The organism is Corynebacterium sp. UMB4614 (assembly GCF_030217065.1).
In the GTDB taxonomy this organism is placed as follows: domain Bacteria; phylum Actinomycetota; class Actinomycetes; order Mycobacteriales; family Mycobacteriaceae; genus Corynebacterium.
This window is the reverse complement of record NZ_JASONC010000021.1, coordinates 16,668-31,601: the sequence shown is the minus strand read 5'-3', so window position 1 is coordinate 31,601 and position 14,934 is coordinate 16,668. Positions and strand designations below refer to the sequence as shown.

Annotated in this window: 13 protein-coding genes; 2 read left to right on the top strand and 11 right to left on the bottom strand. The window is 64.1% G+C overall.

Annotated features, from left to right (window positions below; translation table 11 throughout):
* Positions 1 to 165: 165 nt before the first annotated feature.
* The 4 genes from QP413_RS08620 to QP413_RS08605 are packed head-to-tail and all read right to left on the bottom strand — an operon-like array spanning position 166 to position 3,808.
* Positions 166 to 1,035, bottom strand: coding sequence for a methyltransferase domain-containing protein (locus tag QP413_RS08620; protein WP_284781460.1), 870 nt, complete (start codon positions 1,033 to 1,035; stop codon positions 166 to 168).
* A 43-nt stretch (positions 1,036 to 1,078) separates the two neighbouring features.
* Positions 1,079 to 2,566 (bottom strand): M17 family metallopeptidase, encoded by a 1,488-nt coding sequence (locus QP413_RS08615; protein ID WP_284781459.1) that lies wholly within the window; start codon positions 2,564 to 2,566, stop codon positions 1,079 to 1,081.
* Between the two features lie 4 nt (positions 2,567 to 2,570).
* Complete coding sequence (locus QP413_RS08610; protein WP_012359917.1) at positions 2,571 to 2,915, bottom strand: DivIVA domain-containing protein; 345 nt, start codon at positions 2,913 to 2,915, stop codon at positions 2,571 to 2,573.
* Positions 2,916 to 2,929: 14 nt separating this feature from the next.
* Positions 2,930 to 3,808 carry a TIGR00730 family Rossman fold protein gene (locus QP413_RS08605; protein WP_284781458.1) on the bottom strand — a complete coding sequence of 293 codons (879 nt, stop codon included), beginning with the start codon at positions 3,806 to 3,808 and terminating at the stop codon, positions 2,930 to 2,932.
* A gap of 166 nt (positions 3,809 to 3,974) precedes the next feature.
* On the opposite strand from QP413_RS08605, the gene QP413_RS08600 reads away from it, so the two are divergent.
* The gene (locus QP413_RS08600) at positions 3,975 to 5,399 is read left to right on the top strand and encodes an amino acid permease (RefSeq protein WP_012359915.1); all 1,425 of its coding nucleotides are present in this window, start codon (positions 3,975 to 3,977) and stop codon (positions 5,397 to 5,399) included.
* Between the two features lie 120 nt (positions 5,400 to 5,519).
* Here QP413_RS08600 and dapC read toward each other — a convergent pair whose 3' ends face one another.
* From dapC to typA, 6 genes are all read right to left on the bottom strand, one after another.
* Positions 5,520 to 6,662, bottom strand: coding sequence for a succinyldiaminopimelate transaminase (gene dapC / locus QP413_RS08595; RefSeq protein ID WP_284781457.1), 1,143 nt, complete (start codon positions 6,660 to 6,662; stop codon positions 5,520 to 5,522).
* A gap of 97 nt (positions 6,663 to 6,759) precedes the next feature.
* Positions 6,760 to 7,077, bottom strand: coding sequence for a ferredoxin (gene fdxA / locus QP413_RS08590; RefSeq protein WP_012359913.1), 318 nt, complete (start codon positions 7,075 to 7,077; stop codon positions 6,760 to 6,762).
* A 76-nt stretch (positions 7,078 to 7,153) separates the two neighbouring features.
* Positions 7,154 to 7,654 (bottom strand): hypothetical protein, encoded by a 501-nt coding sequence (locus QP413_RS08585; RefSeq protein ID WP_284781456.1) that lies wholly within the window; start codon positions 7,652 to 7,654, stop codon positions 7,154 to 7,156.
* Entirely contained in the window at positions 7,647 to 8,654 is a 1,008-nt protein-coding gene (gene mshB / locus QP413_RS08580; RefSeq protein ID WP_284781455.1) for an N-acetyl-1-D-myo-inositol-2-amino-2-deoxy-alpha-D-glucopyranoside deacetylase, read from the bottom strand. Before mshB ends, QP413_RS08585 begins: the two co-directional genes overlap by 8 nt.
* Positions 8,647 to 10,527 (bottom strand): ABC transporter family substrate-binding protein, encoded by a 1,881-nt coding sequence (locus QP413_RS08575; protein ID WP_284781454.1) that lies wholly within the window; start codon positions 10,525 to 10,527, stop codon positions 8,647 to 8,649. Before QP413_RS08575 ends, mshB begins: the two co-directional genes overlap by 8 nt.
* 74 nt (positions 10,528 to 10,601) lie before the next feature.
* On the bottom strand, positions 10,602 to 12,512 hold the full coding sequence (gene typA, locus QP413_RS08570; protein WP_012359909.1) for a translational GTPase TypA: 1,911 nt from the start codon (positions 12,510 to 12,512) through the stop codon (positions 10,602 to 10,604).
* 354 nt (positions 12,513 to 12,866) lie between these two features.
* On the opposite strand from typA, the gene QP413_RS08565 reads away from it, so the two are divergent.
* On the top strand, positions 12,867 to 13,574 hold the full coding sequence (locus QP413_RS08565) for a hypothetical protein (protein ID WP_284781453.1): 708 nt from the start codon (positions 12,867 to 12,869) through the stop codon (positions 13,572 to 13,574).
* Positions 13,575 to 13,652: 78 nt separating this feature from the next.
* Here QP413_RS08565 and QP413_RS08560 read toward each other — a convergent pair whose 3' ends face one another.
* On the bottom strand, positions 13,653 to 14,882 hold the full coding sequence (locus QP413_RS08560) for a SulP family inorganic anion transporter (RefSeq protein WP_231837742.1): 1,230 nt from the start codon (positions 14,880 to 14,882) through the stop codon (positions 13,653 to 13,655).
* Between the last annotated feature and the right edge of the window lie 52 nt (positions 14,883 to 14,934).

Here is a 14,934-nt window from a genome sequence, read left to right as displayed (position 1 = left end):
CTCCTGCGGAGCGGATGGCGGAGCTGTTAGATTTAGCTGAAAGCTAGGAAATGTTGCAACGACCCCTAGAATCCGCCTTGTACTGGCGCACCGCTGCCGTGCGCATATGTCGCAGCGGTATCAGTGGCAGCGGCTGCTAGGGGCTTTTGCCCTTTCCTGCCTGCGTTAGGCCTTCGCGAGTCGGGTGATCTTCGCGCGCGCGGTGACCTTCATCTGCGGCGGCAGGTTCTCAATGCGCTGAGCGAGCACCTTGGAGTGAATGTGGCGCGCAGAGGGGCTCATTCCGATCTGCGCGGCAATGGAATCCTGGTCGAGGGTCATCTCGAACTCCACGGTCTCCGATTCTCCGACCGGGGTGAGGTGGCCGGAGGCCTGCTCGATCATGCGCTCGACCTTGCCCTCCTCGACCTCGATGATCCCCAGCGGCTCGCGCAGCTCGTGCAGGTGGCCGGCGTCTGCCGTGAGAACCACGACCTCCCCGCCCGGCTTCAAGATGCGGGCGAACTCGGCAGCGTTACGCGGAGCGAAGACCACCATGATCGCGTCCACGGACTCGTCCTGGATCGGCAGGCGCGACCAGGCGTCCGCGACGACGGCGCCGATGCGAGAGTGCGCCTTGGCCAGGCGCTTGACCGCCGCGGTGGAAACATCGATACCCACGCCGCGGGAGTTTTCAATCGTGTCCAGCGCATGGCTCAGGTAATAGCCGGTGCCGGCACCGATCTCCACCAGCCCCGGGTGGATACTAGGCTCGACCCCGGCGTCATCTAGCACGTCCTCCACCTTGTGGGTGACAGCCTCGACGAAGGGGGCGAAGTGGCCTCCGGTGAGGAAGGTTTCGCGGGCGCTGATCATCGCAGCATCATCGCCGGAGTAACGAAGCCCGGCCCCGCCGGCGAGCGTCACGTAGCCCTGGCGGGCGATGTCGTAGCTATGCCCCGAGTCGGACACGAGGGTTCGCCACTGCGCGTCACCAGCCGACAGCGCGGTTCCGTCCACCGGATCCGCCAGCAGATCAATCACATCAGAAAGCACAGTCGCGCTCCTTCATTCAAGCCTCAAGAATTTAATTTATAAGCTATTTGGCTAACCACTGTACAAGCGTGCGGGCACCGAACCCGGTACCGACCGGCGAGACCTCCGCGTAGGTCTGCTCCGCACGCCCCGGTCCAGCGATATCCAGGTGGATCAGGTCGACCCCACGGGTGAACCGGCGGAGGAACATCGATGCGGTGGTAGCACCCGGCCCCTTTGGTGCCTGGCGGACGTCCGCGATCTTCGAATCCACCGCCTGTTCCAGGTACTTCGGCTGCGGTAGCGGCCACCACTGCTCCCCGACCTGGGCACCCCGGCGCGCGAGCTTCAGCGCTACCTGTGGGGCGGGTGCGAACACCGCTCCCGTGCGCAGTCCCAGCGCCAGTTTCGCCGCACCCGTGAGCGTGGCGATGGAGATAATGGCGTTCGGCTCGTACTTTTTGGCCACGTAGCTGATCGCGTCGGCCAGCACCATTCGGCCCTCGGCGTCGGTGTTGGTCACCTCAGAGGTAATGCCGCCGTAGTGTTCGACAACATCGCCCGGCCGGTAAGAGTCCCCGGAGACCATGTTCTCTGCCATCGGAACGATTGCCACGACCTTGCGCGGCACCTGCCCTTCCGCAAGCGCCCGGAAGGCCGCGATGACGCTCGCCCCGCCGGTCATGTCCGTGCGCATGAGGTCCATCCCGACGGCGGGCTTGATGCTGATACCGCCGGTATCGAAGGTCACTCCCTTTCCCACCATGGCGATGGAGCTGCGGCGCTGCGGCAGGCCGATGCTCTCGGGGTCCCACACCATCTCCACCATCACCGGTGGGCGGGATGATCCGGAGCCTACGGCGATGATGCCGCCGAATCCCTTGCTCCGTAGCCACTCGGCGTCGCGGGCTTTCACCTTGACGCCCGGGATGTTCCCTACCAGCTTCTTCGTACGCTTAGCCAGCCATTCTGGGGACTTCACGTTGCTGGGGGCATTAGCCAGATCCCGGGACAAGCAGGTTGCCTTGCCCAGCTGCACACCGTCGCGTACCGCGCGACGCAGCCCCAGGTTCGTGCGATTGTCGATACTGCGGTGCGCTGGGTTGTACCACGCCAGGTGAAGGTTGCGTACTGCACCGGGTCGCTTCTCATTCGTGGTGGAAAACTGGTGACCCCCCACGATCACACCAATAATGAGAGAGCGGAGCTGGCGCGGCTTGATGTTGGCCGGCAGGTGGAGCTGGACGAGGTGGCGCTTGGCGCGCACCGGGTGGCCAGCGACGACTTGGTTCATGTGACGGACGATCTGTGCCCCGTGAGCACGCCAGCCGTCGTCGAGGAAGTCGTTGTGCTCGGAAAAGTCAGATGCCCGCCTGGGTGCATCAGGCAGCCCCACGACCCATTCGACGGGTTCTCCGTTCGCGCTGATCTCGACGCCGCGGGAGTGGTCGCAGTCCGCGTCGAAGCGCACATTCAGCACTTCGGTTCCCTCGACGGGCGCACCGAAGGTGATGTCGGGTACGGCCTGCGGAATCTTGGGAATGGGAGCCACGGTTCTATGCCCTTTCTGCTGCTTGTTGATCGTCCTTATTGTCCCCGGCGGTTGGGGCGGCTTGCTTTCGGTCGTCCGGCCGGACTGGGTCGTCGAGGTGGGTGGCGAGCCGCTCAAGCAGAGCGTCAACCTCGGCTGCGTCGTACCCGCGGAGGGAGCGGGTGAACTTCAGCTGCCGCAGGTTCGCTCCGGTGAGCTCACCGTTCGCTCGGAACTCCGCAGCCTGCCTTTCGGCGGGGTGATCTGCTCGCGGCCCGGCGTACTCCCCCGGACCGAATACCCGCGCCACCAGGTAGACGAGAAGCCCTGCGACGAGTGCCGCGCCGGCAATCGAAAAGATCCAGTACATCCTTGTGGCTTCTCCTAGGGCTGCTCTCGGCGGAGCATCTCCAGCTCCTCCTCAATCCGACCGCGCTCGCGTTCGAGGTCCTCCCGGCGGCGCTTTAGGCTTTCGGTGTGCTTATCGTGCGCACGGTGGCAAAAGTCCATGGCGTCCTCGGGGTCATCCGTGAGGTGAATCAGATCGACGTCCTCCGGAGAAATCATCTTCTCCTCGACGAGCCCTTCCTTAATCCAGTCCACCAACGGGCCCCAGAAGCGCGTCCCGACGAGGATGATCGGGAAGCGTTGGATCTTCTGCGTCTGAACCATCACCAGGGCCTCGAAGAGCTCATCGAGGGTGCCAAAACCGCCCGGCAGGCAGATGAAGGCTTGGGAGTACTTCAGGAACATCGTCTTGCGCACGAAGAAGTAGCGGAAGTTCATGCCCAGCTGGACCCAGTCGTTGAGTCGCTGCTCGTGGGGCAGCTCGATGCCCAGACCAATGGAGAGCCCGCCGGCATCAGCCGCGCCTCGGTTCGCGGCCTCCATCAGGCCTGGTCCTCCACCCGTGATCGTGGCGTAGCCGCTGCGGGCGATCAGCTCACCGATCTGCTGGCCGAGCTTGTAGTACTCGTGGTCTTCCCGGATGCGTGCGGAGCCAAAGACGGTGATCGCCTTAGGAATCTTCGCGAGCGCGCCGAAGCCGTCGACGAACTCGGCTTGGATCCGCATCACTCGCCACGGATCCGTGTGCAGCCAGTCGGTGCTCTCCTGGGACTGAAGCAAGCGCTGGTCGGTCGTGGAGTCCTTCGGCTCTGGGTCCGGAGTCCCCCGGTACAGCACTGGTCCACGGAAACGAAAATCGGAAAGATTGGCTGAATCGGTGGCCGGGAATTTGGGGGTGGAGTCTTCAGTAGTCATCGTTATTCATACTAACGGTGACCCACGACACGCGGGCGCCGCCAATCCCCTGGCGCTGCCCGCATTCCCCCTTAACAGGTGCACTACCCGCCCCCACAGGCCCGGAAGTGGGCAAATAACTGGACTCCGTTGTCTGACGCGCGCGTGAATATGGTCTAATTCTTACATGAATTCCCCCAATACTCAGTCGGCTGCCGACACCACAGCGGCAACCCCAGAGAGCGGCTCCGCCCTCGGCAAGGGGCTTGAAACCCGACACCTCACCATGATGGGCCTCGGCTCGGCCATCGGTGCCGGCCTGTTCCTCGGAACGGGCGTCGGCATCGAGGCCGCCGGCCCTGCTGTCCTATTGTCCTACATCGTCGCCGGCATCATCGTCATCTTCGTGATGCAGATGCTGGGCGAGCTCGCGGCCGCCCGCCCGGCCTCCGGCACCTTCGCCACCTATGGCCGCCTGGCCTTCGGTAACTGGGCGGGTTTCTCGCTGGGTTGGTTGTACTACTTCATGCTCGTGATGGTCATGGGTGCCGAGATCACCGGCGCCGGCGCCATCATGGGAAAGTGGTTCGGCGTGGAGGGCTGGATCCCCGGCCTCGTCGCGGTCGTGTTCTTCACTTTCGTCAACCTCACCGCCGTGCGCGGCTTCGGCGAGTTTGAGTACTGGTTCGCGTTCATCAAGGTCGCGGTCATCATTATCTTCCTCGCCATTGGCCTGGGACTGCTATTCGGTTTCTTCCCGGGCTTCGATAGCCCGGGGCTGTCCCACTTCAGCGACTTTGCGCCGAACGGTGTCTCCGGCATGGCCGCCGGTCTGCTCGCGGTTGCCTTCGCCTTCGGCGGCATTGAGATCGTGACCATCGCAGCCGCCGAGGCCAAGGACCCCACCACCTCCATCGCCTCGGCCGTCCGCGCTGTCATCTGGCGCATCTCGGTCTTCTACCTTGGCTCGGTCTTCCTGATCACCGCACTGCTTCCATTCTCCACCCTGGGTGACGCTGAGACCGCCGCGGAATCCCCGTTCACCCGCGTTCTGGAGCTGGCGAACATCCCGGGTGCGGTGACGCTCATGGAGATCGTCATCGTCCTCGCCCTGCTCTCGGCATGTAACGCCCAGATCTACGCGACCTCCCGCCTCCTGTTCAGCTTCGGCAGCACCGGTTACGCGCCGAAGTTCGTCCGAAAGACGAATTCCAACCAGGTTCCGATCCCGGCGGTGTGGGCGTCCCTATTCTTCGCATTCCTGTCGGTGACCCTGCAGGTCTGGGGTCCGGAGAACCTGATCGGCATCCTGTTCAACGCCGTCGGCGGCTCGCTGCTGGTGATCTGGGTGATGATTGTGCTCTCCGAGATCAAACTGCGCCCGGCCCTCGAGGCCCGCGGCAAGATGCCGGTCCGGATGTGGGGCTACCCCTTCCTGCCGTGGCTTACCGTTGCCCTACTGGTGGGACTCACCGTCCTCATGCTGTGGGATCCTTCTGCCCGAAGCCAGGTCATCACCGTGGCCGTCGCATTCGCTGTGCTCTCCGCACTGGGCTACATCGTGGGCAAGGTGAACCCTGCTGCCCAGGATCACGAGGAGATGACGCTCTAGAACGTCACCGGGGCGCGCCGGCCCCTCCTGGCGCGTCTCCCGTGGTTAGAGAGAAGTGAACGGCCTCGGAAGCACGATCTTGTGCTTCCGAGGCCGTTTTCTTTGTGTCTCTACCGCGCCCTAGCCCAGCTCCGCCAGGCGCCGAGCGGCCTTGGCGATCTGCTCATCGCTAGCGGTCAGCCCCACCCGGACGTGCTGCGCTCCAGCGGGGCCATAGAAGTGCCCGGGAGCCACGAGAATGCCGAGTTCCGCGAACCGGTCCACCGTCTCCCAAGCATCTCGCCCTTCAGTAGCCCAGATATAGAGTCCGGCTTCGGAGTGCTCGACGGTGAAGCCCGCAGCGTCCAGCCCGGCGAGCAGGACCTCACGGCGCTCCCGGTAGCGCTGCCGCTGCAGGGTTTCGAAATCATCGGAACTCAGCGCCGCGATCATCGCATGCTGGATCGGCCCCGGCACCATGCCCCCGGCGTGCTTCCGGATCCCGAGAATCTCGGCCATGAGCTCCTGGTCACCTGCGAGCCAGCCCGCACGGTAGCTGGCCATATTGGAGGTCTTCGACAGTGAATGCACCGCAATCAGGTTGCGGTGGTCGCCATCGCAGACCCGCGGATCGAGGATAGAGACGGGCGCGTCGGCCACCTCGGTGGCCTCCCATCCCAGGCCGAGGTAGCACTCGTCGGAGACGACGATGCAGTCGCGCTGCCGGGCGAAGTCCACGACCTTGCGCAGGTGCTCTACCCCGAGCACTGCGCCGTGCGGGTTGGCCGGCGAGTTGAGGTAAATCAGGGCTGGGGTTTCGGGCCCCAGCTTCAGCAGCGAATCAGCGCGCAGCACCCGGCAGCCCGCGAGTTTGGCGGAGACCTCATAGGTCGGATACGCCAGCTCTGGGATGACCACCAACGAGTCGGCATGGATGCCAAGATCCATCGGCAGGCTCGCGATCGCTTCCTTGGTGCCGATTATCGGCACCACGGCTTCCTCGGTGAGCCCGGTGACCCCGAAACGTCGGTCCATCGCGGCCACGATGGCTTCCCTGAGTTCAGCGGAACCTTCGGTGGGCGGGTAGCCCGGCTGCCACGCGGCCTCCGCCAGCGCGAGCTGGACGTTCGGGGGGACGTCGTCGACTGGCGTTCCGACGGAGAGGTTAATCATCCCGTCGGGGTGGGCGGCAGCTCGCTGCGTCGCCTCAGCCAGAGTGTCCCAGGGAAACGCTGGAAGCCGCTCGGCGGCGGGGGTGCGAAAAGCTGGTGACCGTCGAGTCACGGGTTCACTCTCCTCATTGAAAAACTCCCGGTGCCCCACCAGAAGCACCGGGAGCCGGGCACGCGGCCGACACTGTGAAGGCCGGCCTTCCAGCCACTTAGGCCTGGGGTGGCAGGGCCGCGATCATCGGGGCGTCGAAGTCCTGCGGGCCAAGCGCCGCAGCACCGCCCGGGGAGCCCAGGTCGTCGAAGAACGCCGCGTTGGCGTCGTTGTACTCTTCCCACTCCTCCGGGATGTCGTCCTCGTAGAAGACGGCCTCGACTGGACAGACCGGCTCACACGCGCCGCAGTCCACGCACTCATCTGGGTGGATGTACAGCATGCGCTTGCCTTCGTAGATGCAGTCCACTGGGCATTCTTCGACGCAGCTGCGGTCCAGGACGTCGACGCATGGTTGCGCAATCGTGTAGGTCATTATTCTTCCTTATGCACTATCGGGTCTAGCGCTAACGGCTAAGTTCTTATCTTTTTATTCTGTCACTCGGACGGGTTCAATTCGAATCACGATCGGCCGTGGGGTCGATATACATGACCGGAATCGCGCCACCCAGCAGCCCCGCTGCGAGCAGGCCGAGCGTGGTGATGCTTTGCGGGATCAGGGTATCCCCGCTGGAGCTGAGGGCAGGCCACATCAGCAGCGCGATGAATCCCGCCAGCCAGATCCACGTGGGGATGGCAGCGATTGCTTTATTCGGGGTCCACAGCAGCGCGGTTTTGGTGATGATCCAGTTGAACACTCCCGCGAAGAGGATCGTCCAAGGCAACGGAATACTCACCTCGCCGATGCTGATGCGGCTGCCCAGGTAGAGCACGGAGACGAAGAGTCCGAAGGCAGCCCCAACGCTCAGCCAGGCGATCCCCGCAATCCGTTCGCGGCGGGTGGTGTCGCGGCGCACCTGGCTGCGGTTCGGGTCTCCCCAGTGAGGCTCGCTCCGGCGTGTCTCTTCGGGATTGACGGCACGGTGGTTTTGGCTTGTCGCGTTGTCAGCCATTCTCACCCCGTACCTTCCCGTCGTTACCGTGTTCTTGGGCGGTCCCGTTGCTGGGAACCACGAAGTCAAAGTGTAGCAGACTGATCTGTCTGTTTGTGTTTGGGTCAGCGTTCTTCACCCAGCCCAACTGATAGCCCTCGACGGGGAGGATCGGCTGGCTGATGAGGTTCGACAACGCGAAGAGGTACTCCCCCGTCGGCGTGGTCGTATCCCGGGCTTCGGGGTTGACGTCCGTTCGAGTACCATCGGCGACCCACAACTGCGTGGCGTGCGCTGCCATCGCCTTCCGCTTGGCCGCGACGTCCTCGGGCGTGCCCTGGACGAAGGCGTCGATAAACTCTTCCGCGACCAGCGCGACCTCCCCGTCCTCCGCCTTACGCCAGCCTTCCGGCACCTCCGCTCCCGCCATCGCCGCGTGGAATGCCCCTGCAGGGGTGACGGCCCACCAGATCTCGTGCGGGGCGGCCTCCTCGCCCGCGTCCACGAGCCGGCGGACTGCTTCGTGGGTCACCCGGTGGGCTCGGATGTGGTCGGGGTGCCCATAGCCGCCGTCGGGGCCGTAGGTGACGAGCACCTCCGGGCGCTCACGGCGGAGCACCGCGAGCAGCTGCTCAACCTGTAGCTCCCAGTTATCCTCCGAGTCCCCGGCGAAGGCGCGGGGGTGCCGGATCGTCGGGGTATCCGCCATCCCGGAATCCCGCCAGCGGCTCAGCCCACCCAGGAACTGCGGTCCCTGATGAACCCCGAGGTGCTCAAGGGCTTGCTGCAGTTCCCCGATGCGGAAACCGCCCAGCAGGTCGGAGTGCTCGGAGGTGAGGTTCTGGTACTTCTCCCCGATCACCTCCCCTTCTTCACCGAGCGTGCAGGTCAGCACGGATGTTTCCGCCCCGACCCGGGAACTCGCGGACACCAATAGGCCGGTAAACAGGGATTCATCGTCCGGGTGGGCGTGAACGAACAACACCCGCTGCGGTGCCGCGTGGGTGGCGTGCTTAGTCATCTGAACTTGGTACCTCCGGTTCTGGGGCCGCCGTCGTCGTCGGTTTCGCTACTTCCTGGCGCGTCCAGCGGGCACCGCCGACGAAAATTCCACTATAGGGGTCGAAAGGCCACTGTTCGACAGGCTTGTCGGAGCCCACGAACTCTGGGTTCGCGGCGTAGTACTGCTCATCTCGCAACAGCGGCAGCAGCACAGACTGGCTTTGCACCAGCGCGTTCACCTGCTCGATCGCTGCGGCAGAATCTTGACCGTCGCGCACCTCGGCGATGGCTTCGTCGATTGCCGGGTCGCAGAGGCCCGTGATGTTCGCCCCAAAGGTTCGCTGCTGGGACGCCTCCACCGGTTCCGTCGACGAGGTGGGCTCCGATCTGCGGGACTCTTGCGACGCACTCTGGCTGGCGGACTCGGTGGAGCGTTCGCTCGGCGCGATGCTGCTCGTCGACGCGTCCGACTTCCCATCCTCGTGCGACGCATTACCCTCGGCTGCCCGCTCCTCAGCCTGACGCAGCACCTCTGGCTGGACGCACGAGAACTGGTTGGCCACGTCCGTGGGAGTATCCGGGGTACGCCCCCACAGCACCGACGCATCGACCTCCCCTTCGGGGATCATCTTCTCCAGCAAGTTTTCCGAGTCAACAGTCAAAGCCTGGGCGTTGATCCCGTTGCGGCTGAGCTCATCAGCAATCGTGCGGGCTGCGATGGCCGCCTGCTTGTCGTTATTAGGCGCGGCAATGGTGAAGGGGCGCTCGTCGAACAGACCCCGGGCGTCGTCCGGCATCCGCTCCACAGGCTGCTCGCCCCATTCCGGAGGCGTGACAGCCCTCTTTCCGGAGACAATCTGCGCCACAGTGCCAGGCTTGATCGCTGACAATGCCGCGCGACGCACGGCCAGCTCGTTCATCCGCTCCGAATCGAGGTTGAGAGCGAAGTTCAGCTGGACCTTCCGATCCCGCTGCGTGCCACGGACATCCGGCACCTCGCCGAGAGTCAGCGCCGCCAGACCCGCTGGATAGGCGGCATACATCTGCAGCTGCCGCGAGCGCAGCATCTGGGCGCCTGTGTGCACATCCGGGACCGCCCGGAGGATCAGCTTATCGGTGGCGGCAGGGGCTGATCCCCAGTAGCGGTCGTTGCGCTGCAGTTCGATAACACCGCGGCCAGCATCGACCGAGTGAACCCGATAAGCTCCGCCCGAGGCGACCGACCGCTCGTCCATCATCGTGGCGAACTGCTGCCCCTCAGCCCGATAGATATGGCTCGGCAGCAGGTGCCGGAACAACTGCCGCCAACCTTCCTGTGGCTCGCTGAAACGCACGCGAACCTTCGAGCCTCCTTCGGAGACCTTGATCGCGGAGATCTTGCTGTACTGGGCCGCATTCTCCGCAATGCGCTGAGTGCGCAGCTCATCCCAGAGGTACTGGAAATCACTGCCGGAGATCGGGGTACCGTCGGACCACTGTGCGTGCGGACGCAGCGTGTAGGTCACCTCTGTCGGCGCCTCCGGGTTATCGGCATCCACCTTGACCAGGAGATCCTTATTCATCACCCAGCGGTTGCCAACACGGTTGAACGCCGACGGCAGCGTGAGGTCTGCGACCGCCATCGTGGATTGGCCCAGGTTGCCGACGATATGCGGGTTCAGATTGCCGTCGAATTCATCGACGCCGATATTGATCTCCCGCAGCTTCGAATCTGCGGTGTTCTCGTTCTTTTCCTCGTTGGAGTCCTTGGCCTTGGGCTTGGCCGGCTCCTCCACCGTGGGGGCATCGCCGGGGCGAGCCTGGCAGCCGGTCAGCACGAGGCTGAGTGCCACCGGGGTCGCTACGAGGGCAGCAAAAAAACGCTGACGGGGCTGCCGCTGATTAACTGCCAAGACCAACCTCCGTCAGCGCTGCTGCGCTCAATGACGCCCGTGCGGGTGGCACCCCGCCGCGGGCGAAACGCACCTTACTTATTACGTGCCTTCTCGCGGGACCGGGCGCGAGCACGCTCGGTTGCGTTGAGAACCAGCTTACGCACGCGAATCACGTCCGGCGCGACCTCGACGCACTCGTCGTAGCCACAAAATTCCATGGCCTCTTCGAGGCTCATCTCGTGGGCCTTCGCCAGGGTCACGGTCGTGTCCGCGGACGCGGCGCGCATGTTCGTCAGCTTCTTTTCCTTGGTGACGTTGACGTCCATATCCTCGTCGCGGTTGTTCGCGCCGACGACGACGCCCTCGTAGACCTCAGCGCCCGGCTCGACGAAGAACTGGCCGCGGTCGGCGAGGTTGATCAGCGCATAGGCGGTGACCTGACCGGTGCGGTCCGCAACCAGGGAGCCCGTTGGGCGACCCTTGATCTCGCCAGCCCAGGGCTGGTAGCCCGCAGAGTAGTGGTTGGCGATGCCGGTGCCGTGGGTCTCGGTCATGAAGACAGTACGGAAACCAATGAGGCCGCGGGCAGGCACGATGAAGTGCATGCGGATCCAGCCGGAGCCGGTGTTGTCCATGGACTCCATCCGACCCTTGCGGGCGGCCATCAGCTGGGTGATGTTGCCCAGGTATTCCTCTGGAGTGTCGATGGTGAGGTTCTCGTAGGGCTCCATGAGCTGCCCGTTCTCGGTGCGGGTCACGACCTGTGGCTTACCGACGGTGAGCTCGAAGCCTTCGCGGCGCATCGTCTCAACAAGGACGGACAGCGCCATCTCACCACGCCCCTGGACCTCCCAGGCGTCGGGGCGCTCGGTCGGCAGCACGCGGAGGGAGACGTTACCGATCAGCTCCTGATCGAGGCGGGCCTTCACCATGCGGGCCGTGAGCTTATCGCCGCCACCACGACCAGCCATCGGGGAGGTATTCACACCGATGGTCATGGAGATCGCAGGCTCATCCACGGCGATGCGTGGCAGCGGATTCGGGTGCTCCGGGTCGGCGAGGGTATCGCCGATCATGATGTCGTCGATGCCAGAAATCGCGGCGATGTCACCGGCGATGACCTCCTGGGCAGGAACGCGGGTCACGCCCACGGTGCGCAGGAGCTCGGCGATCTTGGCGGTCTTGACGTGCTGCTCGCCCTCCTCGTCATAGTGAATCCACGCGACCTGCTGGCCCTTGCGCAGCACACCGGAGTGGACGCGGACCAGGCCGATGCGCCCCAGGAAGGAGCTGGAGTCAAGGTTCGTGACGTGAGCCTGCAGCGGGCCTTCGATGTCAGCAGAAGGCTCCGGGAGGGTGTCGTACAGGACGTCGAAGAGCGGCTGCAGGTCCGGGGAATTCGGGACGTTGCCGTCGCCCGGGTTCTCGGTGGATGCCTTGCCCTCGCGGCCAGAGGTGTAGAGCACGGGCAGCTCCAGGAGGGACTCGGCAGCCTCCATGGCCTCCTCGTCCTCCAGGGTGGAGGCCAGCTCGAGGAGCAGGTCCTGTGCCTCTTCAACAACCTCGTCGATGCGGGCGTCTGGGCGGTCGGTCTTGTTCACGCAAATAATGACCGGCATCTTGGCAGCCAGCGCCTTGCCGAGCACGAAACGGGTCTGCGGCAGTGGCCCCTCGGAGGCGTCGACGAGCAGCACCACGCCGTCCACCATGGACAGGGCGCGCTCGACCTCGCCACCGAAGTCGGCGTGGCCCGGGGTGTCGATCACGTTGATGACGAGGTCGGCGCCGTCCTTACCGAGCCCCTTGCGGCGAATCGCGGTGTTCTTCGCAAGGATCGTGATGCCCTTTTCGCGCTCCAGGTCGCCGGAGTCCATGACACGGTCCTCGACTTCCGCGTGAGGGTCGAAGGCACCAGACTGGCGCAGCATGGCATCGACGAGAGTCGTCTTTCCGTGGTCGACGTGCGCGACGATGGCGACGTTTCGAAACTCGGTATGGGTCACTAGTTCAACGCTTCCTTAAAAATATTGACTATGAGTGATTGGCTACTCCTACGGTGCCAATGTTAGCGCCGCGGTTGACTCCACTATTTTTCCACATGCCTCGAAGTTTTTCTGCATGTGTTATCCCAGCCCGCGCTCGTCACCCCTGCACACTCCCCCGCTTCCAGGGCCTGGCGGCAGCCAGAAAAATTTTATCGTTTTCTCCAACTTTTCACGTCTTGCTGATATTGTGAACCAAACCAAACAATAACCGTGCAAGCGCTGACCACCCGCCGCCCGCGAGGCGGGGATGGGTAACACCAGGCTTGCCCGTCCGAAATATTTCGCAACCAGCACTGGAAGGCACCACCCGGTATGAACGTCAAGGCCACTTCCTCTCGCAAGCGCACATGGGGCCGCCGCGCCGCCACGACCCTCGCCGCGATGGCGCTCGGCGCCACGGCGGTCATCAGCCCTGCTCAGGCAGCTCCTGTCGGCTCCCTCGATCACCTCGGCCGTCCGGCACCGCACATCCTCAACCAGATTGAGCAGTTCGCCAACACCCCTGGCCTGCCGGATAAGGCCAAGTCCGCCCTGGAGTCCGTGGTCGGATTCTTCCGCGGCGATGGAGATAAGGATCCTGGCGTCTACCTGCCAAAGGGTGGCCCGGCATTCACCCAGTTCGCTTTCCCGAGCGTGTCCATGAAGTGCATCGGTGGCAAGGATAAGGCCGTCGGTACCGCCATGGCGGTTCCAGGCCCAGCTGCATTGCCGCTGCCCGGCGTGGCAGCTGGTGAGGTGAACTTCGTCTTCACCGCACTGGGCACGGGACCGGCAGCTAAGAAGCAGGCGATCCCCATGCGCGTCCACTGGGTAAACATCAACAACGGCCGCACTGGCAGCACCGTGCTGGGCAACAACGGCATCAACCCGAAGGGTCCGGGCACCGTCAATGGCGCCGCGAAGACCGGCTCCGGCACAGTTGTCGCTCTGCTCGAGGGTGGCGTGACCACGGTAGAGAAGAACTCCGGCCCGTCCAACTGTGGCTTCAGCCCGACTGTAGCGATGATCAACGTCCGCTAAAACAGTCGCGATGATCCTCACTGGCTAGCAACCGGCCCGTGGCCCCAGGGCCACGGGCGGGTGCCGCCGCGAACGTGCCTAAGCGGCCTCGCCTCCACTTTCCGTGGGGGCTATTTTTGTGAGCACTACACCCACCGCAGCTCCCAAAACCACACCGACCGCGAGGTTATTCGTGGCCAGGGTCGCCGTGAAGACGCACATCATCACTAGAGAGTGCTGCCAAGGCAACCGCAGCAGCCCCTTGGGACTCACGGTGTACCAGGAGATCGTCTTCAGAGAGACGATGACCATCACCGCGGCCAACGCCGCCATCGGGATGGCGGAGACGGCCTGATGCAGCGAGAGAATGAATAGCAGCAAGAATCCGCCTGCGGCGATCGATGAGAGGCGGGTGCGGGCGCGGGATTCCTCGACGTTGACCATCGTTTGGCCGATCATGCCGCAGCCACCCGTTCCGGCCAGCGCGCCGGCAGCAATGTTGGCCACCCCCTGGCCCCAGCTTTCCCGGGTCTTATTGGAGGAGGTCATGGTCATACCGTCGACCAGCTGACCCGTCATCACCGACTCCACGAGCCCAACAGCAGCGAAGCCCAGCGCATAGGGCAGCACGAGGAAGAAGGTCTCCCAGGTCCATGGGACATCCGGCATGCGCACCTCGGGCAGCCCTCCGGTGAGCCCACCCATGTCCCCCACGTTCGGCACCCGCCAGCCGAGGATCACCACCATCAGGGTCAGAATCGCGATGGCAATGAGAGGTGCAGGGATCGCGGCGGTGATCTTCGGGAAGATCAGAAGAGCGGCGATACCAATCGCGAAGAGCACCCACACCGGCCAGTCTGCGCCGATGATGTGCTCCAGCTGAGCGGTGAGAATCATGATGCCCAGGGCGTTGACGAATCCAGACATCACCTCGGGTGTGATGAAGCGCTGTAGCTTGGCCACACCCAACAGGCCGAAGATCACCTGGATAATTCCGGCCAGCACGACCGTCACGATGAGGTAGTCCGTACCGTGGCTTGCCACCAAGGGTGCGATGACCAGGGCGGTGGCACCGGCAGCGCCGGTAATCATCGCCGGGCGCCCACCCGTGAACGCGATGACGAAGCACAACACCACCGTCGAAAACAGCCCCACCGCGGGGCTCACCCCGGCGAGAATCGCGAAGCTGATGACTTCTGGAATCAACGCAAAGGAGGTGGCCAGGCCGGCCAGCACCTCGGTGCGAAATCTTTGTCGGCTACTGAAGGCTTCGCGGAAGGAGCCCACCACCGACTGGTACGGCGGCCCCTGGGGAACAGTACGTGGCATGCGTTTAAGCATAACGGGCAGCCAATATGTCCCCCAAGATCCCCTGGGAAGG